Source organism: Shimia sp. (assembly GCF_965227725.1).
GTDB lineage: Bacteria > Pseudomonadota > Alphaproteobacteria > Rhodobacterales > Rhodobacteraceae > Shimia.
Map to the genome: position 1 here is coordinate 268,686 of NZ_CBDDGH010000006.1, position 23,563 is coordinate 292,248.

Sequence of the window (23,563 nt, forward strand, 5' to 3'; positions counted from 1 at the left end):
ATCTACTGTGAGTCCGCAATTGTGTCCGCTGAGGTCGCAATCCGTTATTGACCCGCTCTCCCCGCATCTGGCAAGAACGCGCCATGTTCGGTTCCGGGTTAACCCGGAAGCAATAGGGAATGTAGTGCGGCGAGATTGGTGCCAACTCTACAACTGCCCCCGCAACTGTAAGCGGCGAGCACGGCTGAAAACGCCACTGGGGTTTCCCGGGAAGGCCAGCATCGTGTTTTGACCCGCAAGTCAGGAGACCTGCCGGACATGCGCCCTTGGAAGGGGCGTTCATTATCGGCGACGGGGTGTGCGCCGGGTCCACTTGGTTTGGAAGCTGAGTGGCTCCGTGCTCTCCGAAGTCACACAAAAATAAATGCGCCGGGGAAGGCGCAACGTGATAAGGACCAAACAAATGAAAAAGCTGCTTTTGGCGGCCACCGCTGCTCTTTCCATCCCTGCGATGGCGCAAGCGCATTTTCTTCTGGAATACACCGAAGACACGATGATTGAGCGCCCCGGTGACGTTCCAGTCAAGCTTATTTTCTGGCATCCACACGAAGCGGGTCATGTGATGACCTTGGAAAAGCCTGAAGAGTTTTTCGTTATCCACAACGGTGAGAAAACGGATCTCTTGGGGACGCTTGAAGAGACCACTTTTGACGGTCCTGACAACAGCGCAAAAGCATTTTTGGGATCGGTTCCGGTAAAGCGTTCGGGGGACTATGTCGTCGTGACTGTGCCCGCACCTTACTATGAAGAGTCCGAGGATATCTACATTCAGCAGATCACCAAGACCTACCTGAACCGCAACGAGCTGCCGACCGACTGGGATCAGCCCCAAGGGCTCGCAACCGAGATTCTGCCCCTGAACAAGCCATACAACATTATTGCGGGGTCTACCTTCACGGGCCGTGTTCTGAACGAAGGTCAGCCAGTGGCGGGTGCTGAAATCGAGATTGAATATATGGCAGCGGAGCCAGATCTGGAAGGCACCGGAGCCAAAGCAGCGACCGTGTCGCCTCTGCCAGGCGGCGCAATCGTCGCGATCTCTGACGACAATGGCTACTTCTCTTTTGGCGTTCCAAAAGCAGGTTATTGGGGTTTTGCCGCTCTGGGTTCTGGGCCGGAAACCGAGCATGAGGGCAAAGAGCTGAGCCAGGATGCGGTGATCTGGATCCGCGCTTGGGATCTGGAGTAACGCTTCATGCACATTGTTGACGGAGCCTTGTCCAATCCGGTTGTCATCGGCGGCGCAATCGCAGCGGTCGGCGGTATCGCGATGGGGCTAAAATCGCTGGACCTTGACCGCATCCCGGCTGCTGGCGTGTTGTCGGCAAGCTTTTTTGTGGCATCTCTGATCCATGTCCCAATTGGCCCGTCATCTGTGCATTTGATTTTGAACGGTCTGGCCGGGCTCTTGCTCGGCTGGGCCGCATTTCCCGCCCTCTTTGTGGGGTTGCTTTTGCAAGCTGTATTCTTTGGCTTTGGCGGTTTAACCGTGCTCGGGATCAACGCCGTCAATATCGCGTTTCCTGCCGTATTAGCCTGGATGTTGTTTGGCCGCCTAATCGGCCGAGGCTCGCCTGTTCAAGGGGCGATCTGGGGCGGAATTGGCGGCGCCTTTGCAATTGCTGCCACAACCGCACTTGTCGCGGTTTCATTGGCCCTTTCAGGCGAAGAGTTCATTCCTGCGGCGAAACTCGTGTTTTTTGCCCATATTCCCGTGATGATCATTGAGGCTGTTCTCACGGGGTTTGCGGTCTTGCTCGCGCGCAAAGTCAAACCGGAGCTGTTTTTGAAAGGGCGAGCCGCATGAAAAAGCTGATCTTAATGTGTGTGCTGGTTCTTTCACCGCTGCCTGCCCTGGCCCATAAGGTGATTGCCGGAGTGTTCCCGTCGGGTGATGCGATCGAAGGAGAATTGGGCTTCTCAAACGGCGATATGGCCGAAGATCAAGAAGTTATCGTCACTGGTCCAGATGGTGCCGAATTGGGGCGCACGGTGACTGACGCGGATGGTTTTTTTGTGTTCACACCAAGCAGCCCGGTCGCGCATACCTTTTTTGCTGATCTTGGTGCAGGCCACATTGCTGAGGTCACTATGCCTGACGAAGAAGTAGCGGAAATTTTGGGGCTTGCGGCAGAAACAGTAGATCCAGCGCCAGCTGCCCAGTCAGGCTCAAATGTCAGCGGTATGACCGTTGCCTCGCTTTCTGAGGAAGAACGCGCAGCGATTGCCCAAGCTGTTAGAGACGAGATGCGCCCACTGCGTCGCGAGATTGCGGCGTATCGCGAGCACAACGACTTTCAGAGCATTCTGGGGGGTATTGGCTATATTTTTGGCTTGTTTGGGCTCGGATTTTATATTGCCGCACGCAAAAAGTTGACAAGCTGATGGCACACGCACTGGAACCACAAGCAAAAACGCTCTCTGAGGCTGGCGGCGCTAGTCTCTATGGTAAGCTTACAGAGCTTGATCCTAGGATGCGTATTCTAACGGTGTGTCTTTTTGCTGTGGTGACCGTGGCTTTGCAAACCCTGTCAGCTTTGGTTGCTGCATTTTCGGTCTCCCTATGTCTTCTCATCCTTTCAGGCCTTCCTAAGCGTCGAACCTTGAAGCGCATGGCGATGATGGACGGCTTCATAATATTCATGCTCGTGCTGATGCCATTCTCAATGCCGGGCGACGCAATGTTCACGGTTTTTGGCTTTCCGGCGAGCTGGCAAGGGCTTTGGAAGGCCATAGAGATCGCTTTAACCGCAAACACAGTGATCCTTGCTCTCATGGTTCTGGTTGGGACTATGGAGCCGGTCACCTTGGGGCATGCTCTCCATCGTTTGCGATGCCCTGAAGTCTTGGTTCATCTTTTGATGTTTACTATCCGCTATATTGAAGTTCTGCGAGAGGAGTATCTCCGGCTCCGAGGCGCCATGAAAATCCGCGGATTTCGTCCGGGAACCAACTGGCACACATATCGAAGCTTTGGCTATCTTGTGGGAATGATGCTTGTGCGCGCCATCGAACGATCAGAGCGCATCCTTTCGGCAATGAAGTGTCGAGGCTTTTCAGGGCGACTTTTCCTGCTACAAGATTACGCACTGACTCGGCGGGATCGCCTCTTTGCCGTTTCGATGTGCGCGCTTTGTGCGGGTCTTCTCATTCTGGACCACCTATGACGATCCTAAGGCTCGACGACATTCACTTCGCATACCCTGGCCACGCTCCAGTGCTGAATGGTGCCTCGCTGCATCTTGAACCTGGAGAGCGATTGTCCATTGCTGGGGCGAATGGTGCTGGTAAATCCACACTGTTTCGCATTGCACTTGGCCTTCAGAAGCCAGACGCAGGTACCGTCATGATTTTTGGTAAGGAGCGCAGTGTCGAGGCCGATTTCCATGAGGTGCGCCAACGCATTGGCTTGGTGTTTCAAGACCCTGACGACCAGCTGTTTTGCCCCACGGTCGCTGAGGATATTGCCTTCGGGCCGCTCAATTTGGGGCGCAGTAAATCCGAAGCAATTGCTATCGTAGATCGTGTCCTCGCCGACCTTGATCTAATGCATCTGCGCGATCGCATCACGCACAAGCTGTCAGGAGGAGAGAAACGTCTGGTAACCTTGGCGACGGTGCTTGCAATGGAGCCCGAGGCGCTTCTTCTTGATGAGCCGACAAATGCACTGGATACGAAGAATGAAGCGCGGCTTCTGGAAATCCTTCAGGGGCTGCCGCAAGCAATTTTGTTGGTCAGCCATACGCCCTCATTTCGCGAAGCCTTGGCTCCAGATACGCTGGAGCTGCGTGAAGGACAACTCGTGGACTTGCGCCCTTAACCAGCCATCGTGTGTGATCGGGATACTGTTAGGCCACCCCTATTCGCTCAACATTTTTTAACAGCGCAGACGCTGTTTTGAGCGCGCTCCCCGTAGCCAAAGCCATGTTGGGCAAGAGCATCCATTCCAATGTCCAAGAAACACCAGAGCGTTCCTGTTCATGCAATGCCGCCAAATGGATGCCCGACATCTGCGTGGCGATAAACTGTGCAGTGGCTACGAGCAGCTCAGCTTGTATCGGATTATGTTTGTGCGGCATTGCCGAGGAGCTGCCGCTACCCGAAATCTCAATTTCTTCAATACCTTGCTGCGCCATCAGTGTGATATCCTGACCAATTTTTCCGAGCGCTGTAGAGATGCAGGACAACAGATTGGCAAAATCTACAATGTTGATCCGATTGGTATGCCAAGGCTGCTCTGGCACGGTTAGATCGAGTGCCTTTGCCATATGCAAAGAAATCTGATCGACTTTATCCCCTAAGCTACTCTGATCCCCGATCGGTCCCCCCAACTGCAGCGCAAACCCATGGGACTTCAGCGCGTGCAGACGGTTCAGGCCATCCGCGATTCCATCCCTCCATTGCTTCAGCCGATGTTCTGTGGAAATGGGCAGAGCTGCCTGCATGCGCGTACGACCCATCAGAGGGACATCTCCAAAATCCGAGATCAGCATATTGAGTTCTGAAACAATTTCGTTGAGGCGGTGCTCAAAGAGGCTGCAAAGGCGGCACAGTGTCATCATCAACGCGCTATCCACCACATCTTGCGAGGTCATACCGTTATGCAGCGCAGCGTGACTCCTTTGAGGGAATTGAGACCGCAATTCTTTGACAAGCGTGGGTACAACAACACCGTCAATCGCGGTGCCTGCTTTAAGCACCGACCAATCAGGGACAAAAGAATCTATAGCGTCGCACGCCTCTTGGACCGCGCTGTCAGGAACCACGGTGTTAGCGCCCAGAGCAGTCGAGTAAGCCCGTTCTACTGCAAGCATGTGATCCAAACTGGTCTGGCCGGAAAGCAGAGTGGCTGTTTCGTGGTCATCAAAGAGTCCATACAACCAGTGATCTTGATCCTGAAAAATCATGTTTGAGGTCTCCCAGTGATCCGAGCTTGTTACGCAGACACAGGTGTGAGTTGCAGCATCTCGCGCGCTTGTTGCCATGTGGCGACGGGGCGATGGTATTTTTCACAAAGTTCTGCTGCGCGGGCGACCAACGCTGCATTTGATGGTGCAAGTGTATTGCGATTAAGACGCACATTGTCTTCAAGGCCCGTACGCGTATGACCGCCAGCGGCAATCGCCCATTCATTCACCACGAGCTGGTTGATTCCGATCCCGGCCGCGCACCATTCCCCCTTTGGGGCGCGGCTTTGCATGGTTGCAACGTAGAAATCGAACACGTCTTTGTCGACTGGCATGGCATTTTTTACACCCATCACAAACTGTACGTAGAGCTTGCCGGGTAAGATGCCTTCAGCGTTCAACCGGATCGCGTGCAGTATGTGGCTAAGGTCAAAGGCTTCGATTTCCGGTGTTACATCGTAGCGTCTCATTTCTTCTGCAAGCCAGGCGACCAGATCGGGCGCGTTAGGGTAAATCCTTGTGGGGAAGTTTACAGAACCGACAGAGAGTGAGGCCATATCCGGAGACAAGGGCAGCATGCCGCCGCGTTCTTTATCGGCCCCGGAGCGCCCGCCGGTGGAGAACTGAATGATGAGTCCCGGACAGTGCTTTTTTATCTCTTCTTGAAAACGCGCGAATTTATCCGGATCGGAAGTGGGTGTTTGATCGTCATTTCGTACATGTACATGAACGATACTCGCTCCCGCTTCAAAAGCTTCTTGCGTGCTCTCAACTTGCTCTGCAATGGAGATCGGTACAGCCGGGTTGTTCTCCTTGCGCGCCACGGACCCCGTTATAGCGCAGCAAATGATGCAAGGTTTGCCCATCGTGTTTATCCCCCTCTTTCCTCACACCCGGTACCTAAATGTCAAAAAATACTGTTTCGCCCTCACCTTGAAGCGTTATGTCAAAATTATAAACCACCGCATCGCCTTGAATAATGCGTGTCGCAAGCAGGGAGGCACGGCGTTCTTCCTGTTCGATCAGATTGAGGGTAGGATCAGCCACATTGGCCTGTTCTTCATCGTCAAAATACAGCCGAGTATTCAGACCCAAATTGATACCTCGAGCGACGATCCAGAGATTGATGTGCGGAGCCTGAACTCTGCCATTTAGGCCCGGCGTCTGGCCGGGCTTGATGGTCTCAAAACGCCACAGGCCAGTTTCAAAATCGGTGACCGCCCTGCCCCATCCCCAAAAACCTTCTTCTAAGGCGTTGCTAGACCCCGCGTAGTGGCCCTTTGAATTGGCTTGCCAGACCTCGATAAGCGCGTCTTTCACAGTCGCGCCTGTGCCGTCTTTGATGTGGCCTTCTATTCCAATCCGTTCCCCTTCGGCATTTGGGCCAGCGATGTCAGACCCCAGATCTTTATTGTAGATTTCAATGCCGGTGGCGTGAGGCGCGAGACCAATATGGACATAGGGCCCAGCAGTTTGAGAAGGCGTTTCCTGTAAGTTGGGTAGTTTTTGCGCCATCAGTTACCCTCCAGTCGATTTTCAAACAACGTAGAGCGCTGTCCTCGTAGCACCACGTCGAATTTATAGGCCAAGCAATCAAGCGGAATGGCCGCCTTGAGGTCGAGCGGTGCGATCAGTTGCTCAATCGCTTTCGGATCAGGAATGGCATTTACGATTGGGCATTTGGCGATCAGTGGATCACCCTCAAAATAGCACTGTGTAACCAGACGCTGCGCAAAACCTGTGCCAAACACCGACAGATGAATATGTGACGGGCGCCAACTGTTAACCCAATTGCGCCAAGGGTAAGCACCTGGTTTTACAGTGCGAAAGGCATAGTACCCATTCTCGTCGGTGAGGGTTCGACCACAGCCACCAAAGTTGGGGTCAACTGGCGCAAGATAGCTGTCGTTTTTGTGTCGATAACGGCCGCCAGCATTTGCCTGCCAGATTTCAATCAAAGTGTTCGTTACAGGTCGAGCGTTTTCATCGAGCACTCGGCCATGCAGGATTATTCTTTCACCAAGTGGAACTCCACCGTTTTGAGCGAAATTTTGGAGCAGATCGTTGTCCAGTGGACCGATATCATGATGTCCAAAGACGGGACCAGTCATTTCGCCAATCGTATTTTCCAGAGCAATTCGGGGATAGTTCGGCGAACGGCTGACACTAGTTTTGTACGCCTCTGCACGCGCCGGAGGTTGGCGTTGCATATCCCTCTGATAGAAACTCCCTGGTTTGATCATGGGTTTGGGCCTCGCTCAATCGTTCGTACTGCGCATAGGTGCAGGTGGATCGCCTTCCATTTCAGCATAAGCCTGTTTTGCAAGCTTCAAAGCATGGTTTGCACGTGGCACCCCTGCGTAAATCGCCACATGTTGAAAGACTTCCAAAACATCTTCTTTGGATGCGCCTGTGTTGGCCGTCGCCCTGATATGCATGGGGATTTCATCGAAGTTTCCCAGCGCAGCCAATAATGCCAATGTAAGCATGGACCGTTCGCGGTCTGATATGCGACCGGATGCCCAAACATGCCCCCAAGCGGCTTCAGTAATGAGATTTTGAAACGGATAGTCGAATTCGGTTTTGGCCTGCTCAGCTTGGTCCACATGGGCGTCGCCCAAGACTTTGCGCCGCACTTTCATACCTTCTTCAAAACGGTCAACCATTGAGGGCCTCCCTCCTCCAAAACGTCATGCATTTTACCTCAAATTCAATAGGGTAGCCCAACATAGTTCTGGGCAAAGACGGTCTGAGCCGCGCTATTTTCTGCTAGAAACGCGACCTCAGCCTGCCGCATCTTTCGGTCGAATTCGCTGTCATCAGGAAAGCTGTGCAAGAGCTTGGTTGTTGCCCAGCTGAAACGTTCAGCTTTCCAAACACGCGCAAGGGCTTTGGCAGAGTAGTCGTCGATACCCAGACTGTCGCCCTCCTCATAGAACTGCCGAAATCCGTTGAAGAGATAGTGCACATCTCCCATCGCAGAATTGAGCCCCTTAGCGCCTGTGGGGGGAACGATATGCGCTGCATCTCCACACAAAAACAGCCTCCCCCAGCGCATCGGTTCGCTCACAAATGAACGAAGAGGAGCGATAGATTTCTCAATGGATGCACCCGTCACAAGTCTATCTGCGTAGTCGTTTGGCATCCGGCGCTTTAGTTCTTCCCAAAAAGCTGTATCGCTCCAGTCTTCAGGCTTATCTGTCAGGGAGCATTGAATGTAATAACGGCTAAGGTTTGCATTGCGCATGGAACAAAGTGCAAAGCCGCGGTCAGATCCTGCATATATGAGTTCATCATGGACCGGTGGCGTTTCGGAAAGAACACCTAGCCAGCCAAAAGGGTAAAGCTTTTCATATTCGCGCCTCAGGTGAGCAGGGATAGTTTGGCGACTGACACCGTGGAATCCATCACATCCGGCGATGAAGTCACATTTGATCGTATGTGTAAGCCCATCTTGTTCATAGCTGACCGAGGGTGTGTCGGAATCTGCGCCTTGAATAGTGACATTTTCAATATTGAAGAGGGTTTTCGCGCTTGCAATCTCTCGGGCTTCGTAAAGGTCGCGCGTGAGATCTGTTTGCCCATAAACTACCACGTGTTTGCCCGTGCGTTCAGAGAAGTTGACGCTAAATCGCATCTCACCATGGCAGATTACGGTGCCATCATGACGAAAGCACTCTTTTTCAAGCCGCTGACCAACCCCCGCCTGATGCATCAGTGCGACGGTGCCAGTTTCAAGGATACCCGCTCGAATGCGGCTTAGGACATGCGCTTTGGACTGTCGCTCAAGCACCACGGTGTCAATCCCTGCACCATGAAGCAATTGTCCAAGCAAGAGCCCAGACGGTCCTCCTCCAATGATGGCCACCTGCGTGCGCATCCTTATCCTCCCTGCCCCTCCTTACGATATTGGTTAACAATCGCGGTAAAGTAAATTGAAGTTCGGCCCGATCGCCTTTGACTAAGGTATTAGAAACAGCGTGATTGTCGGAAAAAGCACCAGCAGGATAACGCGCAGTATGTCTGAGGAGACAAACCAAAGCACGGACCTGTAGGTTTCCATCATCGGCGTGGTTCGATCCATCGCGTTGATGATAAACAGGTTCATTCCAACAGGCGGGGTGATCAATCCGACTTCCACCACAATCAGTACCAAGATCCCAAACCAGATTGCGACATGTTCCGCGCTCATCCCGAAATCAAGCGCGCTGATCACAGGAAAGAAGATTGGAATTGTCAGAAGGATCATCGAGAGGCTGTCCATGAGGCAGCCAAATACCAAATAAAAAAAGAGGATCAGGCTCAACACCATCCAGGGACTAAGACCCAAACTCACCACCCAGTTTGAAAGCTCTTGCGGCACTTGGGTGAGCGCGAGGAACCCATTGTAAAGCGCAGCCCCTAAAATGATGAAGAAGATCATCGCCGTACTGGTAGCCGTCGCGATGATGCTATCAACAAAGATCTTCCAACTGAGACTGCCGGACAACAAGGCAATGATACCGGTTCCTGCTGCACCTACCGCCGCACCTTCTGTGGGAGTGAACCAACCAAGATAAATTCCTCCGACGACCAGCGCGAAGATCAGCAGGACAGGCCAAACGTCCAACAGTGCTTTCATGCGCTCTGCGTATGGAACAGCAGGTCGTGTACCAGCTGCATCAGGGTTGACCCGGACATAAATTGAAATGGTCGCAATATATCCCAGCGCAGCCAAAAGCCCTGGGACAAAAGCCGCCAAGAAGAGCTTGGCGATATTTTGCTCGGTCAGTATGGCGTAAATCACAAGGATCACAGAAGGCGGTATCAGGATGCCGAGCGTGCCTCCAGCAGCCAAAGTCGCCGTTGAGAACCCGCCTGAGTAGCCATACCGACGCAACTCTGGCAGGGCGACGCGGCTCATAGTGGCAGCTGTGGCCAATGAAGAGCCACATATCGCGCCAAAGCCAGCGCATGCACCTACTGCGGCCATTGCGACCCCACCTTTGCGATGGCCGAGCCAGCTTTCAGCAGCTTTGAAAAGCGCTGAGGACATGCCGGACAGCGTCGCAAACTGCCCCATGAGCAGAAACATCGGGATAATTGTCAGTGAGTAACTGGAAAAGGTGGAATAGGTCTCTGTTTTCAGGCGCGCCATGAACATATTGGTGCCGCCCATGGCAAAGTAGAGGCCGCCTATACCGCACAGGAACATCGCCAAGCCAATCGGCGCACGCAGAAAAATCATCAAAAGGAGGACAGGAAAGGACAGATAGCCCATCTCTAGCATGCTCATTGACCGCTCTCCTCGGAACCGAGCAGATGGTCGCGCCCTGCCAACATTTCAACCAAGCGCATAGCCGCACAATAGATGCTTACGATTGAAGCGACACACGCAGCGATGAAGCTCAAGCCGTAGGCCCACCAGATCGGAAACTGTAGGATAAAGGTGGTTTCGCCATAGCTTAGCTTGTTCTGCATCCCGACAAATAGGCGCCAGGTGATCAGCAAAATAACGGCGGACAGTACCATTTCCCAGAATGCTGTGAGAATTCGATTGGCGCGGCGCGGTAGAGCATTGGTGAAGATATCTACCGTCGCATGTGCTTTGTAGAGCTGGCAGATGGGCAAAAAAGAAAAGATAGCGAAAGCCACTCCCGCCTCGACCAACTCAAAGTCACCATTGATCGGCCCGACGCCGCTACTGATCAACCCAGCTGCTACCCTTTCTGACAGGCTTCCAAGAAGATCGGAATGGCCTAGGGTATTAAGCCCGCGGCCCAATACGCTCAGACAAGTAAGCCCAACCAGCAGTATAAGCACCACCCCGCCCGCCACGGCCATCAGCCGCGCGAGGCGCTCCACCCATTTGTACATGCCCGTCTCCTCAATTCACGCCCCCGTTTGTTGCAAACGGGGGCGTGTGTCTTCGCGCTTAGTTTTCGGAATTTTCGGCTATCAATTCGAGCGCCCGTGCGCGCAATCCAGTGCCATCCAAACCCTTGCCATCCATTTCTGCAACCCAAGCTTCTGTGGTGGGCTGTGCAGCAGCTTTCCATTCAGCAACGGCTGCCTCAGAGAGTGTGATGATATTGTTGCCGCGATCCTTAGCTGCCTTGGCGGGGCCGGCATCATCAGATTGCATCTGTTTGCCAGCAAAACCCGAAAACTCGAGCCCGGAATTTGCGTCAATCACGGCTTTCAGATCATCGGGCAGTGCATTCCAGCGATCTTTATTCATCGCGAAAATAAAGGTGGTTGTATAAAGGGTTTCATCTCCAAAAGTCGTATGATTGCCCACCAGCTCGTTGACTTTGAGAGCCCCTGTAACCTCCCAAGGGATTACCGTCGCATCAATCACACCTTTTGAAAGCGCTTCTGGTACAGCGGGCACGGGCATACCGACAGATGTTGCTCCCATGGAGCCAAAGAGCTGTGTGGTGACACGCGTTGGCGCGCGCAGTTTGATGCCATTGAGATCCGACACGCTTTCGATCGGTTTTTTGGAGTGGATCAAGCCTGGCCCATGCACCCACAAACCGAGCACTTTGATCTGCTTAAAGTCTGCGTCCATCATGGTTTCTTCGGCAAGCTGCCAATAGGCCCGTGAAACCGCTTCTGCACTGGTCATCGTGAAAGGAAGTTCGAACACTTCGGCGCGTGGAAAACGTCCAGGCGTATACCCTGCAACGGTCCAGACAATATCTGCCACGCCGTCAATCGCCTGATCAATAAGCTGTGGCGGGGTGCCGCCAAGTTGCATCGACGGGAAGCGCTGAATCTCGATCCGGCCATCTGACTCTGCTTCGATTGTATCCGCCCAGACATCCAGAATATTCTTTGGCACATTTGCCTGCGCAGGCAGGAACTGATGCATCCGCAATGTGACGTCAGCGGCAAACGCAGGCAGTGCTGACAATCCCATTGTGATCGCCGCACAGGCCGCCGCTCCAACCGCTTTCACGAAAGTTCTTCGCATTTTGGTCATGTTATCCTCCCATTATGACCTGATGCGATGTTGGGAAAGCTGCGCGCGTGATGCAATGTTTTTTATCTATCGTCGTACCCGCAACTGCTGCCACTGCCTGCAATTTCTCGGTTTGCGGTAGCAATTTGGCGCCAATTCGCAGCGACTCCGGTGTTTCTTAGTTTGATTATTGCTAGCGCAGTGACAGTCCACATCCGTCGGATCAGACTAAGCCCACGAGATCCACTGAGATGATATCAATCCGGTTTTGCGTATTTGTCCAGGAACTCCAAAATCAACGCTTGTTGCTCTTCGTCTACCCCGGCATTGGGGAACATGCTTGCGGTGATGCTGCGCCATTGCGCCTTTGTATGTGCCGCGGGATCCTGAGGTACGTGACAAAGCGTACAGTATTCATAGAAGAGCTTCTCACCAGGATCCATGTTTGAGGTGAATTCTTCCTGAAGTCCGTCGGCCCTGTCTAACCCAAAACTTGCCACATCTAGTGAAACAACTTCCGAAATCGTGGCTGGCCCGTTGTAAGCCATATTGGATCCCTCAACATCTGTGGCCTTTCGCAATCGCGCCAGACAGCTATTGGCAGTGGTCGCTTGACTGAGGCCCGAGGAGCGGCGGCTCGAGGTGAGCATATTGATAGCCCCTGAGTTGCAGCGCCCTTTGCTGTCAAACGAGAACCACGCCCCTTCATAAAGCGACACCACACCGAGCATAATATTGTCTGTTACGCGTGCGCCAACAATCACTGCGCCGCGGTCGTTGTAGAGCTCGACAAGGTCGCCATCTTGAATATCGCGATCCAAAGCATCGTCAGTGTTGATCAATAGGAATTCGCGGTCTTCAATATTGAGCTCATGACGAAGATCGGACTGTGCGAACTGAGAATGAATGCGATTGTAAGGATGCGGGCTGACAACGTGCAATTGGTCCGGCTCCGCGTTCCCAAGATACTCTGCTGGCTCGAGCCATGTTGGCATTGGCGGGCAGTCTTCTAAGTTCATATCTGCGATCGTCTGGCTGAAGAGCTCAATTTTCCCTGAAGGCGTCGCAAGAGGATTTGCAGCGGGATCTGTTCGGAAGGCGCCGTGCCGCACCCAGTCAAATTCTTCAAGAGGTTGAGGGACTCGCGCCACACCGGTTTCCCAAAACTCCTCAAAATCCATATATTCGGAAGCTGTCGATTTGTCGTAAGATGTCTCGATGATCTCCATCCGGTCTTGATTGTTCGTGAATTGCTCTTCCACATTGAACATTGCAGCAAGCCGCCGAAAGATCTCAAAATCGTCTAGGCTCTCCCCAAGAGGCTCGATGATTTTGCGCATAGCATACACTTTGTCCTTGGAGTACGTTCCACCCGAGCTGATCTCATCGCGCTCTACAGTTGATGTTGCAGGCAAAACAATATCAGAAAACTGTGCTGCTGCTGTCCACCATGGGTCTTGGCAAACAACCGTTTTGACCTTCTTCATCGCTTTCAAGAGCTCGTTGGTGTCTTGTTGGTGTGAGCCGAAGTTGTTTCCGGCATTATAGATCATATGGACATCTGGGAATGTGAAATTACCACCGTTGCGTGTGAATTCCTTCCCAGGATTGAGAAGCATCTCGTTAAGACGAGACGCCGGGCAGATCCCCACGACGCGATTGCGCCCTTGAGGGAGGCCACCCGGCGCACGTGCCTGAGCAAAAAGCGCGCCACCTTGCCCCCAGTGCCACGAGAAGCCAACCCCGCCGCCCGGCAATCCGATCTGCCCCGTCATTGCGGCAAAGGCTGTTATCGCCCAATAGGGCATTTCGCCATGATGTGCTCTTTGGATCGCCCAAGACCCGGCAAACTGAGTGCGCGTGCGGGCGCAGCGATTGGCCAGCGCGCGGATACGATTGGCTGGAATTCCCGTAATGGCGGCCGCCCACTCAGGCGTTTTGTGAATGCCGTCATCTTTGCCTTGCAGATAGTCGACAAAGCGTTCCCAACCCACGGTATAGGTTTCAAGGAAGTCTTTATCATAAGTGCCTTTCTCATAGACGTGGGTCGACATCGCAAGAAAGAGCGCAGTGTCTGTGTTTGGAATAATTTTCAACCACTGCGCTCTAAGCCACTCATCAGTCGTCGTGCGTTGAGGATTGATTGAAATAAAGCGAACGCCAGCCTCTTTAATGACTTCCCATCTTGGGAACATCGAATGGTCGGTTGTGCCGCCTTCAGCCCGGCCATTTTTGTGCGGGTCGGTGCCGATCAAGACAAAGGTTTCACAGTGATTGAGTATCTGCCACCAAGCGGTCTGGCGTGAATAAACCTCCATGTCTCCAATAACATGCGGCATGATGATTTGACCGGCGCCACCGGAAAAATCGCCGACAGTTACAGACGCCCCACCGATCAGATTGAAGAAGCGGCCCTGCAGAACATTGGGTGTGAGAACTCCGCCATGCGCCCACCCACCATAGGAAGTCGAAAAAATCGCCTCATTCCCATACTCTTCAATAGTATCCAATATGGCCTTGGCCGTAAGGCCGAGGGCGGTATCCCAATCCACACGCACAAATTCTTCTCGAGCGCGACGTTCTGGCTTTACGTCTTTCACGCCATTTTGAACCGCTTCCAAATAAGATTTTCGGACATGCGGATAAAGAACACGTGTCTTACTGTAGGTCCGACTGACAATTCCCTCGGATATCATTTTGGTTGGGCGCGGATCAAATTCAGTACGCGGTATAGCTTTTACCAATTCCCCATTCTCAACCATTCCCCAGAAGACACCGGCTTGGCCGGCGTGTGGAATGAATTGCACATCGCGATCCGCCTGAGCGTAGGCACTCAATGGAGCGAGGGAAGAGAGGGCAATGGATGACGTCGACTTCAGAAAGTTCCGGCGAGAAATATGCATTTTTGCCTCCAATTTTTGCCGAATAACAGAATTGGGTCGCACGTTTTGAATGCCGGCAGACTAACACAGCGTTTAGGCGGTTCCTACCGGGAGGCTCGGAGCCTTATAGGTTTTCATATAGGGCCGAAAACAAAGAAGATGCACCACCCATAAATTACAACGCAGTAGAGTACTTTGCTTTGTTCTTCGAAGAAGCGCCATTCACGGGTTATTCAAATAGATCATTCAACACATTGGTTTCGAGTATGCTGTAGAATTGAAGAAATAATCGCGTTGAATTTTGAACGGTTCGTTGATTCTATTTTATTGACGAGGGCGGACTCAAAATCCGCCCAAATGCGCGCCCTGCCCTCACAATGCGAACTTCGACAGCTCACTGTTGCAGCTCCGGAAACAACTCTCACTATCTTTACGCAGAGTTGATTTGCTAGGTGCTCGACATTTGTTATAAATGCGTTAACAAGGTTCAAGACTATTTAATTATATTAGCAATTTAAGCGACATTTCTTGTTCCTTAATAAGTCGTGTTTTTGTGGGATTTTATGGGTTTGGATGCATGTCTAATTTTTCTGATGACTTTAACAGCCAGTTAGATTCGAACGTCTGGCTGATTTCAGATTATGCACTGCCAGGAGGATGGATCGACACTGCTTGGTCTCCGGGCAATGTTGCTGTTTCGGCAGGGCAGTTGACCCTGACACTTGATGATCAACCGTCTGACGGGAAATCATATGGCGGTGGGGAAGTCCGCACGATCAACGAGTATAGTTTTGGGCGTTATACCGTCGAAATGCAGACCGCATCTGGCAGCGGCGCAAATTCGACATTTTTTCTCTATTCTCCGGAAACAGAGATAGATTTTGAGTTTCTAAGCGAAGATCCCACAAAAGCCTGGCTGACCTACCACTTTGAGGGTGAAAGCGTTGGAACTGTGGTCGATCTCGGCTTTGATTCCTCCGCTGGTTTCCACACTTATGAAATTGAATGGGGACCGGATTCAATTTCATGGTACGCGGATGGCGTTCTTTTACATTCAGTTGTCGACCCTATGGATCTGGATGTACCGACTGCTGACGCTCAAATATTCATGAGCATTTGGCACGGTACACCTAGCTGGATGGGGGACCCGAACTTTGCTCCGTCCACCACGGCATCTTACGAAAGTGTCAGCTTCACTGCGCGTACTGCTGCGATCGCACAAAACGATTGGTTCTTCAGCGAAACAAGCAGCCTCATGGAGCTCGACTTACTGGCCAACGACTATGATCCAGATGGTCTGGCACTAGACGATTTAGATATCACCATTACCCAAGCTCCGGTTTACGGAAGTCTGAACCAGGATCCCATTTCTGGAGTCTTTACTTACACTCCTAATAGCGCAGGTTTCGTGGGTGTTGACCGTTTTGAGTACTCAGTTGTTGATGCTAATGGTGAGACATCCAATACCGCATGGGCGGTCGTACAAGTAGGCTTGGACCCAATTAATCCTAAAGCGACGCAACTGACAAATGCTGACGACGACGGCCTGCCGATTTTGACCGGCGGCGCAGATGCGATTGACGGGCTGGCAGGCAATGACACGCTTTATGGCGGTGATGGTCTGGACACGCTTTATGGCAATATTGGCGACGATGCCCTCTATGGTGGCAGCAGCGCGGATATTCTTTATGGCGGTTCCGGCAACGACAGCCTGTTCGGGGAGAAGCAGAACGACACTTTGGACGGCGGCGCAGGAGCGGACACGCTGACCGGCGGCAAGGGCAACGACACCTATAAGTTCTCTGTGGTGGATGGCGCGGTGGATACGGTCACCGACTACGCCTGGTGGAACTTCATTGATGTGACGGAAGCGCTGGCTGGCTACAACTCTGCGACCGATGACATCACGGATTTTGTACGCTTCACCACGACTGGTAGCGACACGCTGATGGAGATTAATCCGGATGGGGTCAGTGGTTTTGTACCCGTCGCCATCCTGCAAGGGGTGCGTAACCTGCAAGGCACCGAGGCATCCCTGGAAGCCAGCGGTGGCCTTCTGACGGCCAGCCCCAACGCCGCGCCGGACGCGGTGGATGACAGTGCCGGCACCACAGAGGATCAAGCGGTGACCATCGATGTGCTGGCCAATGACAGCGATCCTGAAGGCGCTGCGCTGAGCTTGGATGCGGTCACTCCAGGGCAGTTTGGCTCTGTTGTGATTGATGCGGGACAGCTGACGTACACCCCCAATGCCGACGCCAATGGCACCGACAGCTTCACCTACACAGTGAGCGATGATCAGGGCACGCAATCTGTTGCCACGGTGACAGTGACCGTGGCCCCTGCCCCCGATGCACCGGTGGCCCAGGATGACGCGGTCAATGGCGAGCAGGATGGCCCGATCCAGATTGATGCTCTGGCCAACGACAGCGATGCGGATGGCGACAGCCTGACGCTGGATGTCTCCGGTTCTACTCCATCCAACGGACAGGTCTCCGTTGTGGATGGGCAGATCGTCTATCTGCCCGATCCCGGCTTTGTGGGCAGCGACAACTTTACCTATGCGATCTCCGATGGCAGCAGCAGCAGCACAGCAATTGTGTCTGTCACAGTCTATGAGACCAATGCGGCACCTGTGGCCGTGGCGGATGCGGCAAACACCTTGGAAGATCAAGCCGTGGCTCTGGATCTGCTGGCCAATGACAGTGACGCCAATGGCGATCCGCTGACGGTGACGGCTCTGACCAGCGATTATGATGACGCGGGCACCGTAGGGGTTGTGGAAACCGAACATGGTTCAGTGACCCTGGCGGGCGGCGTTGCCACCTACACACCGAATGCGGATTATGCCGGGACGGACAGCTTTGGCTATGTGCTGAGTGATGGCAAAACCACCACCGATGGCAGTGCCACGGTGACCATACAGGCGCAAAATGATGCACCGGTGGCGCAGGACGACAGCGCCAGCACGGACCCGGATGTGGCCGTCACCATTGACGTTCTGGCCAATGATGGCGACGTGGATGGGGACAGTCTCACGTTGGATGTCTCCGGATCCACACCGGCCAATGGATCGGTGTCTGTGGTGAACGGTGAGATTGTCTACACACCGGATGCGGGCTTTATCGGCAGCGACAGCTTTACTTATGCGGTGTCAGACGGCACCACGTCCAGCACAGCAGATGTGTCTGTGACCGTTGGTTCGCTCTATGATCCGATTGATCCCAACGCGGTTCTGCTCACCGACGGAAATGACGATGGCCTACCGATCCTGACTGGCGGTGCTGATGCGATTGACGGGCTGGCGGGTAATGACACGCTTTATGGTGGTGATGGACTGGACACGCTTTATGGCAATATTGGCGATGATGCCCTCTATGGTGGCAGCAACGCGGATATTCTTTACGGCGGCTCTGGCAATGATAACCTGTCCGGAGAGAAGCAGAACGACACTTTGGATGGCGGTGCTGGTGCGGACACGCTGACCGGCGGCAAGGGCAACGACACCTATAAGTTCTCTGTGGTGGATGGCGCGGTGGATACGGTCACCGACTACGCCTGGTGGAACTTCATTGATGTGACGGAAGCGCTGGCTGGCTACAACTCTGCGACCGATGACATCACGGATTTTGTACGCTTCACCACGACTGGTAGCGACACGCTGATGGAGATTAATCCGGATGGGGTCAGTGGTTTTGTACCCGTCGCCATCCTGCAAGGGGTGCGTAACCTGCAAGGCACCGAGGCATCCCTGGAAGCCAGCGGTGGCCTTCTGACGGCCAGCCCCAACGCCGCGCCGGACGCGGTGGATGACAGTGCCGGCACCACAGAGGATCAAGCGGTGACCATCGATGTGCTGGCCAATGACAGCGATCCTGAAGGCGCTGCGCTGAGCTTGGATGCGGTCACTCCAGGGCAGTTTGGCTCTGTTGTGATTGATGCGGGACAGCTGACGTACACCCCCAATGCCGACGCCAATGGCACCGACAGCTTCACCTACACAGTGAGCGATGATCAGGGCACGCAATCTGTTGCCACGGTGACAGTGACCGTGGCCCCTGCCCCCGATGCACCGGTGGCCCAGGATGACGCGGTCAATGGCGAGCAGGATGGCCCGATCCAGATTGATGCTCTGGCCAACGACAGCGATGCGGATGGCGACAGCCTGACGCTGGATGTCTCCGGTTCTACTCCATCCAACGGACAGGTCTCCGTTGTGGATGGGCAGATCGTCTATCTGCCCGATCCCGGCTTTGTGGGCAGCGACAACTTTACCTATGCGATCTCCGATGGCAGCAGCAGCAGCACAGCAATTGTGTCTGTCACAGTCTATGAGACCAATGCGGCACCTGTGGCCGTGGCGGATGCGGCAAACACCTTGGAAGATCAAGCCGTGGCTCTGGATCTGCTGGCCAATGACAGTGACGCCAATGGCGATCCGCTGACGGTGACGGCTCTGACCAGCGATTATGATGACGCGGGCACCGTAGGGGTTGTGGAAACCGAACATGGTTCAGTGACCCTGGCGGGCAGCGTTGCCACCTACACACCGAATGCGGATTATGCCGGGACGGACAGCTTTGGCTATGTGCTGAGTGATGGCAAAACCACCACCGATGGCAGTGCCACGGTGACCATTCAGGCGCAAAATGATGCGCCGGTGGCGCAGGACGACAGCGCCAGTACGGACCCGGATGTGGCCGTCACCATTGACGTTCTGGCCAATGACAGCGATGTGGATGGGGACGGTCTCACGCTGGATGTCTCGGGATCCACACCTGCCAATGGATCGGTGTCTGTGGTGAACGGCGAGATTGTCTACACACCGGATGCGGGCTTTATCGGCAGCGACAGCTTCTCTTACGCGGTGTCAGACGGCACCACGTCCAGCATGGCAGATGTATCTGTGACCGTTGGCTCGCTCTATGATCCGATAGATCCCAATGCGGTTCTGCTCACAGACGGGGATGACGATGGCTTGTCCTATCTGACTGGCGGCGCTGATGCGATTGACGGGCTGGCCGGCAATGACACGCTTTATGGTGGCAGCGGCACAGACAGTCTCTATGGCAATGTTGGCAACGACACGCTCTTTGGCGGCAGCAGTGGTGACATGTTGTTTGGCGGCTCCGGCGATGACTCGCTATCTGGCGACAACAACAACGACACTTTAGACGGCGGAGCCGGTGCGGACACGCTGACCGGCGGCAAGGGCAACGACACCTATAAGTTCTCTGTTGTGGATGGCGCGGTGGATACGGTCACCGACTACGCCTGGTGGAACTTCATTGATGTGACGGAAGCGCTGGCTGGCTACAACTCTGCGACCGATGACATCACGGATTTTGTACGCTTCACCACGACTGGTAGCGACACGCTGATGGAGATTAATCCGGATGGGGTCAGTGGTTTTGTACCCGTCGCCATCCTGCAAGGGGTGCGTAACCTGCAAGGCACCGAGGCATCCCTGGAAGCCAGCGGTGGCCTTCTGACGGCCAGCCCCAACGCCGCGCCGGACGCGGTGGATGACAGTGCCGGCACCACAGAGGATCAAGCGGTGACCATCGATGTGCTGGCCAATGACAGCGATCCTGAAGGCGCTGCGCTGAGCTTGGATGCGGTCACTCCAGGGCAGTTTGGCTCTGTTGTGATTGATGCGGGACAGCTGACGTACACCCCCAATGCCGACGCCAATGGCACCGACAGCTTCACCTACACAGTGAGCGATGATCAGGGCACGCAATCTGTTGCCACGGTGACAGTGACCGTGGCCCCTGCCCCCGATGCACCGGTGGCCCAGGATGACGCGGTCAATGGCGAGCAGGATGGCCCGATCCAGATTGATGCTCTGGCCAACGACAGCGATGCGGATGGCGACAGCCTGACGCTGGATGTCTCCGGTTCTACTCCATCCAACGGACAGGTCTCCGTTGTGGATGGGCAGATCGTCTATCTGCCCGATCCCGGCTTTGTGGGCAGCGACAACTTTACCTATGCGATCTCCGATGGCAGCAGCAGCAGCACAGCAATTGTGTCTGTCACAGTCTATGAGACCAATGCGGCACCTGTGGCCGTGGCGGATGCGGCAAACACCTTGGAAGATCAAGCCGTGGCTCTGGATCTGCTGGCCAATGACAGTGACGCCAATGGCGATCCGCTGACGGTGACGGCTCTGACCAGCGATTATGATGACGCGGGCACCGTAGGGGTTGTGGAAACCGAACATGGTTCAGTGACCCTGGCGGGCGGCGTTGCCACCTACACACCGAATGCGGATTATGCCGGGACGGACAGCTTTGGCTATGTGCTGAGTGATGGCAAAACCACCACCGATGGCAGTGCCACGGTGACCATTCAGGCGCAAAATGATGCGCCGGTGGCGCAGGACGACAGCGCCAGTACGGACCCGGATGTGGCCGTCACCATTGACGTTCTGGCCAATGACAGCGATGTGGATGGGGACGGTCTCACGCTGGATGTCTCGGGATCCACACCTGCCAATGGATCGGTGTCTGTGGTGAACGGTGAGATTGTCTACACACCGGATGCGGGCTTTATCGGCAGCGACAGCTTCACATACGCGGTGTCGGATGGGACCGCGTCCAGCACGGCCGATGTATCTGTGACCGTTGGGTCGCTCTATGATCCGATTGATCCCAACGCGGTTCTGCTCACAGACGGAAATGACGATGGGCTGCCGTATCTGACTGGCGGCGCTGATGCGATTGACGGGCTGGCGGGTAATGACACGCTCTATGGCGGCAGCGGGACAGACAGTCTCTATGGCAATGTTGGCAACGACACGCTCTTTGGCGGCAGCAGTGGTGACATATTGTTTGGTGGCTCTGGCGATGACTCGCTGTCTGGTGATAACAACAATGACACTTTGGACGGCGGCGCCGGTGCGGACACGCTGACCGGCGGCAAGGGCAACGACACCTATAAGTTCTCTGTGGTGGATGGCGCGGTGGATACGGTCACCGACTACGCCTGGTGGAACTTCATTGATGTGAGTGATGCGCTGGTCGGCTATAACTCCGCGACCGATGACATCACGGATTTTGTACGCTTCACCACCACCGGCAGCGACACGCTGATGGAAATCAATCCGGATGGGGCCAGCGGTTTTGTGCCCGTTGCCATCCTGCAAGGCGTACGCAATCTCCAAGGTACCGAAGCGAGCATGGAGTCAAATGGCCGCATGGTGACAGTAGACCCACCACCCGTCGCCAATAACGACTTCTTTAGCGTGGAAAGCTCTGGCAACTGGACATTGGACGTTTTGGCCAATGATGTTGATCCAGACGCCACTTATCTCACGTCTTTGGATGTAACAGAGATCACATCACAAGCGAGCCACGGGACGGTTGTTATTGTGAATGGTGAAGTGATTTACACACCAAACGCAGGCTACACCGGAGATGACAGCTTCACCTACACAATCAGCGATGGCAAAACGACAGACACAGGTACTGTGGATTTGGCAGTCGGTCAGCGAGACTTTACGGGAGAAGGTCGTGGTCTGGTGGTTGATCTGGCCCAGGCAAGCTACGGTTACGCAGCGACTGTGATGATGTTTGGAGATTCTTTGACGCAAGGGTTCAAGACTGGAAACCCCGAGGTCGAAGGCGGCTTCAGAGATGACCTCTTTGAGAACCTCTTGGCCGAAGATGTCTGGATAGATTACATCGGCCGCTTTAACAGCGGCTCAGAAGGTATGCTTGATCAGGACCATTCTGCAGTTCCGGGCCATTCTTTGGCTGAGGTACTGACCGATGATCCCAATGACCAGATGAACTTCTCGCTCACTGTAGATGAACTCAATCCAGACGTGACGCTCTTTATGTTGGGCACCAATGACCTCAATGGGCCTACCAAGGTGGATCAGATCTTGGCGGGTATGCAGGTCTTGATTGATCAGTACTTTGCATTGGATGGCTCAGCTGATCGTCATTTGGTGATCTCTCTTATCCCTGTGAAGCCTGAGCTTGGTGTTTTGGTGGACCAGACCAATGAAGGTTACAGCATTGTAGATGGCGCGCGCGTTGTCGGTGATGTAGGGAACGGGACCTATGTCCCGGGGATCCGGCAGCTCGTGAACACCGAAGCCCTAGATCATCCTACTCTGCATTTGTTTGATACGCCTTTGACGGAGGCGGATCTGCTGCCTGATATGGTGCACTTCACGGACGCAGGTGACGCAAAATACGCAGAGGCTTTGGCGGCACTTCTTGAGACAGAAATAGGCTTTGCAAATGGCACTATCCAAGGTTCCGCAATGGCGCTGGATGCGATCAATGTGATCGGTGGTGATGCTGGAGACCTAATATCCGGCAACGCCTTAGCGAACCTGTTGGATGGCGGAGCTGGCAACGATGTGCTTCGTGGTTTGGCTGGTGACGACACATTGGCGGGTAGCATCGGTAATGATCGTCTTACCGGTGGTGAGGGTGCGGATCAGTTGTCTGGCGGCGAAGGAGATGATGTATTCATCTTCGCTTCTGATTTTGCCACAGGTGCAAGCGCCGCCGATGTGATAACCGACTTTGGTGATCTTGGCAGTGACCGGCTAGTGTTCGAGCTTTCTCTTGGTGCGGGCACTGTAACGGATCAAGGTGATGGAACAGGAGTTGTCATTTCCTTTGGGGGTGCAGCTATCGAAGTGGATGGTGCCAGCGCTGACTTGCTTAAAGGAAACGCCCTTGGTGGAGGCACATACGAGCTCACAAACGATACAGGTTTGGTGACCTTCGTGAATGACGCTGATTTCTTGTTTGTGTAGGCCGTGATTGGATAAGTGGGGGCAATGGTCATTGCCCTCCTATTCA

Annotated in this window: 16 protein-coding genes and 1 riboswitch; of the genes, 6 read left to right on the forward strand and 10 right to left on the reverse strand. The window is 54.0% G+C overall.

The window, feature by feature from the left end:
- Positions 1 to 71: 71 nt before the first annotated feature.
- A riboswitch (cobalamin riboswitch) is annotated at positions 72 to 271 on the forward strand.
- A gap of 132 nt (positions 272 to 403) precedes the next feature.
- Genes ACO07T_RS19185 through ACO07T_RS19205 form a run of 5 tightly spaced genes read left to right on the forward strand, consistent with a single transcriptional unit; the run spans position 404 to position 3,820 of the window.
- Positions 404 to 1,189 carry a DUF4198 domain-containing protein gene (locus ACO07T_RS19185; RefSeq protein ID WP_422050716.1) on the forward strand — a complete coding sequence of 262 codons (786 nt, stop codon included), beginning with the start codon at positions 404 to 406 and terminating at the stop codon, positions 1,187 to 1,189.
- Between the two features lie 6 nt (positions 1,190 to 1,195).
- On the forward strand, positions 1,196 to 1,807 hold the full coding sequence (cbiM, locus tag ACO07T_RS19190) for a cobalt transporter CbiM (protein ID WP_422050717.1): 612 nt from the start codon (positions 1,196 to 1,198) through the stop codon (positions 1,805 to 1,807).
- Complete coding sequence (locus tag ACO07T_RS19195) at positions 1,804 to 2,385, forward strand: cobalt ABC transporter permease (RefSeq protein WP_422050718.1); 582 nt, start codon at positions 1,804 to 1,806, stop codon at positions 2,383 to 2,385. The genes cbiM and ACO07T_RS19195 overlap by 4 nt, the downstream gene beginning before the upstream one ends.
- Positions 2,385 to 3,167, forward strand: a complete 783-nt coding sequence (gene cbiQ / locus ACO07T_RS19200; protein WP_422050719.1) for a cobalt ECF transporter T component CbiQ — start codon at positions 2,385 to 2,387, stop codon at positions 3,165 to 3,167. Before ACO07T_RS19195 ends, cbiQ begins: the two co-directional genes overlap by 1 nt.
- A complete protein-coding gene (locus ACO07T_RS19205; protein WP_422050720.1) occupies positions 3,164 to 3,820 on the forward strand; it encodes an energy-coupling factor ABC transporter ATP-binding protein in 657 nt (218 codons plus the stop codon). Before cbiQ ends, ACO07T_RS19205 begins: the two co-directional genes overlap by 4 nt.
- A 28-nt stretch (positions 3,821 to 3,848) precedes the next feature.
- Here ACO07T_RS19205 and ACO07T_RS19210 read toward each other — a convergent pair whose 3' ends face one another.
- The 10 genes from ACO07T_RS19210 to ACO07T_RS19255 all read right to left on the reverse strand — a co-directional run bounded on the left by ACO07T_RS19210 (position 3,849) and on the right by ACO07T_RS19255 (position 14,756).
- Positions 3,849 to 4,907 carry a 3-carboxy-cis,cis-muconate cycloisomerase gene (locus tag ACO07T_RS19210; RefSeq protein WP_422050721.1) on the reverse strand — a complete coding sequence of 353 codons (1,059 nt, stop codon included), beginning with the start codon at positions 4,905 to 4,907 and terminating at the stop codon, positions 3,849 to 3,851.
- Positions 4,908 to 4,936: 29 nt separating this feature from the next.
- Complete coding sequence (locus tag ACO07T_RS19215) at positions 4,937 to 5,773, reverse strand: 3-keto-5-aminohexanoate cleavage protein (RefSeq protein WP_422050722.1); 837 nt, start codon at positions 5,771 to 5,773, stop codon at positions 4,937 to 4,939.
- 34 nt (positions 5,774 to 5,807) lie between these two features.
- Positions 5,808 to 6,422: a protocatechuate 3,4-dioxygenase subunit alpha gene (gene pcaG / locus ACO07T_RS19220; protein WP_422050723.1), complete on the reverse strand. Its 615-nt coding sequence runs from the start codon at positions 6,420 to 6,422 to the stop codon at positions 5,808 to 5,810.
- Positions 6,422 to 7,150 carry a protocatechuate 3,4-dioxygenase subunit beta gene (gene pcaH, locus ACO07T_RS19225; protein ID WP_422050724.1) on the reverse strand — a complete coding sequence of 243 codons (729 nt, stop codon included), beginning with the start codon at positions 7,148 to 7,150 and terminating at the stop codon, positions 6,422 to 6,424. The genes pcaG and pcaH overlap by 1 nt, the downstream gene beginning before the upstream one ends.
- 15 nt (positions 7,151 to 7,165) lie before the next feature.
- Positions 7,166 to 7,573, reverse strand: coding sequence for a 4-carboxymuconolactone decarboxylase (gene pcaC, locus ACO07T_RS19230; RefSeq protein WP_422050725.1), 408 nt, complete (start codon positions 7,571 to 7,573; stop codon positions 7,166 to 7,168).
- Positions 7,574 to 7,617: 44 nt separating this feature from the next.
- Positions 7,618 to 8,787: a 4-hydroxybenzoate 3-monooxygenase gene (gene pobA / locus ACO07T_RS19235; RefSeq protein WP_422050726.1), complete on the reverse strand. Its 1,170-nt coding sequence runs from the start codon at positions 8,785 to 8,787 to the stop codon at positions 7,618 to 7,620.
- A gap of 81 nt (positions 8,788 to 8,868) precedes the next feature.
- Positions 8,869 to 10,182, reverse strand: a complete 1,314-nt coding sequence (locus ACO07T_RS19240) for a TRAP transporter large permease (RefSeq protein ID WP_422050727.1) — start codon at positions 10,180 to 10,182, stop codon at positions 8,869 to 8,871.
- Entirely contained in the window at positions 10,179 to 10,763 is a 585-nt protein-coding gene (locus ACO07T_RS19245; protein WP_422050728.1) for a TRAP transporter small permease, read from the reverse strand. Before ACO07T_RS19245 ends, ACO07T_RS19240 begins: the two co-directional genes overlap by 4 nt.
- Positions 10,764 to 10,821: 58 nt before the next feature.
- Positions 10,822 to 11,874, reverse strand: coding sequence for a TRAP transporter substrate-binding protein (locus ACO07T_RS19250; protein ID WP_422050729.1), 1,053 nt, complete (start codon positions 11,872 to 11,874; stop codon positions 10,822 to 10,824).
- Between the two features lie 236 nt (positions 11,875 to 12,110).
- Positions 12,111 to 14,756 (reverse strand): molybdopterin-dependent oxidoreductase, encoded by a 2,646-nt coding sequence (locus ACO07T_RS19255; RefSeq protein ID WP_422050730.1) that lies wholly within the window; start codon positions 14,754 to 14,756, stop codon positions 12,111 to 12,113.
- A gap of 556 nt (positions 14,757 to 15,312) precedes the next feature.
- Here ACO07T_RS19255 and ACO07T_RS19260 point away from each other — a divergent pair.
- A complete protein-coding gene (locus ACO07T_RS19260; RefSeq protein ID WP_422050731.1) occupies positions 15,313 to 23,517 on the forward strand; it encodes an Ig-like domain-containing protein in 8,205 nt (2,734 codons plus the stop codon).
- Positions 23,518 to 23,563: the final 46 nt, after the last annotated feature.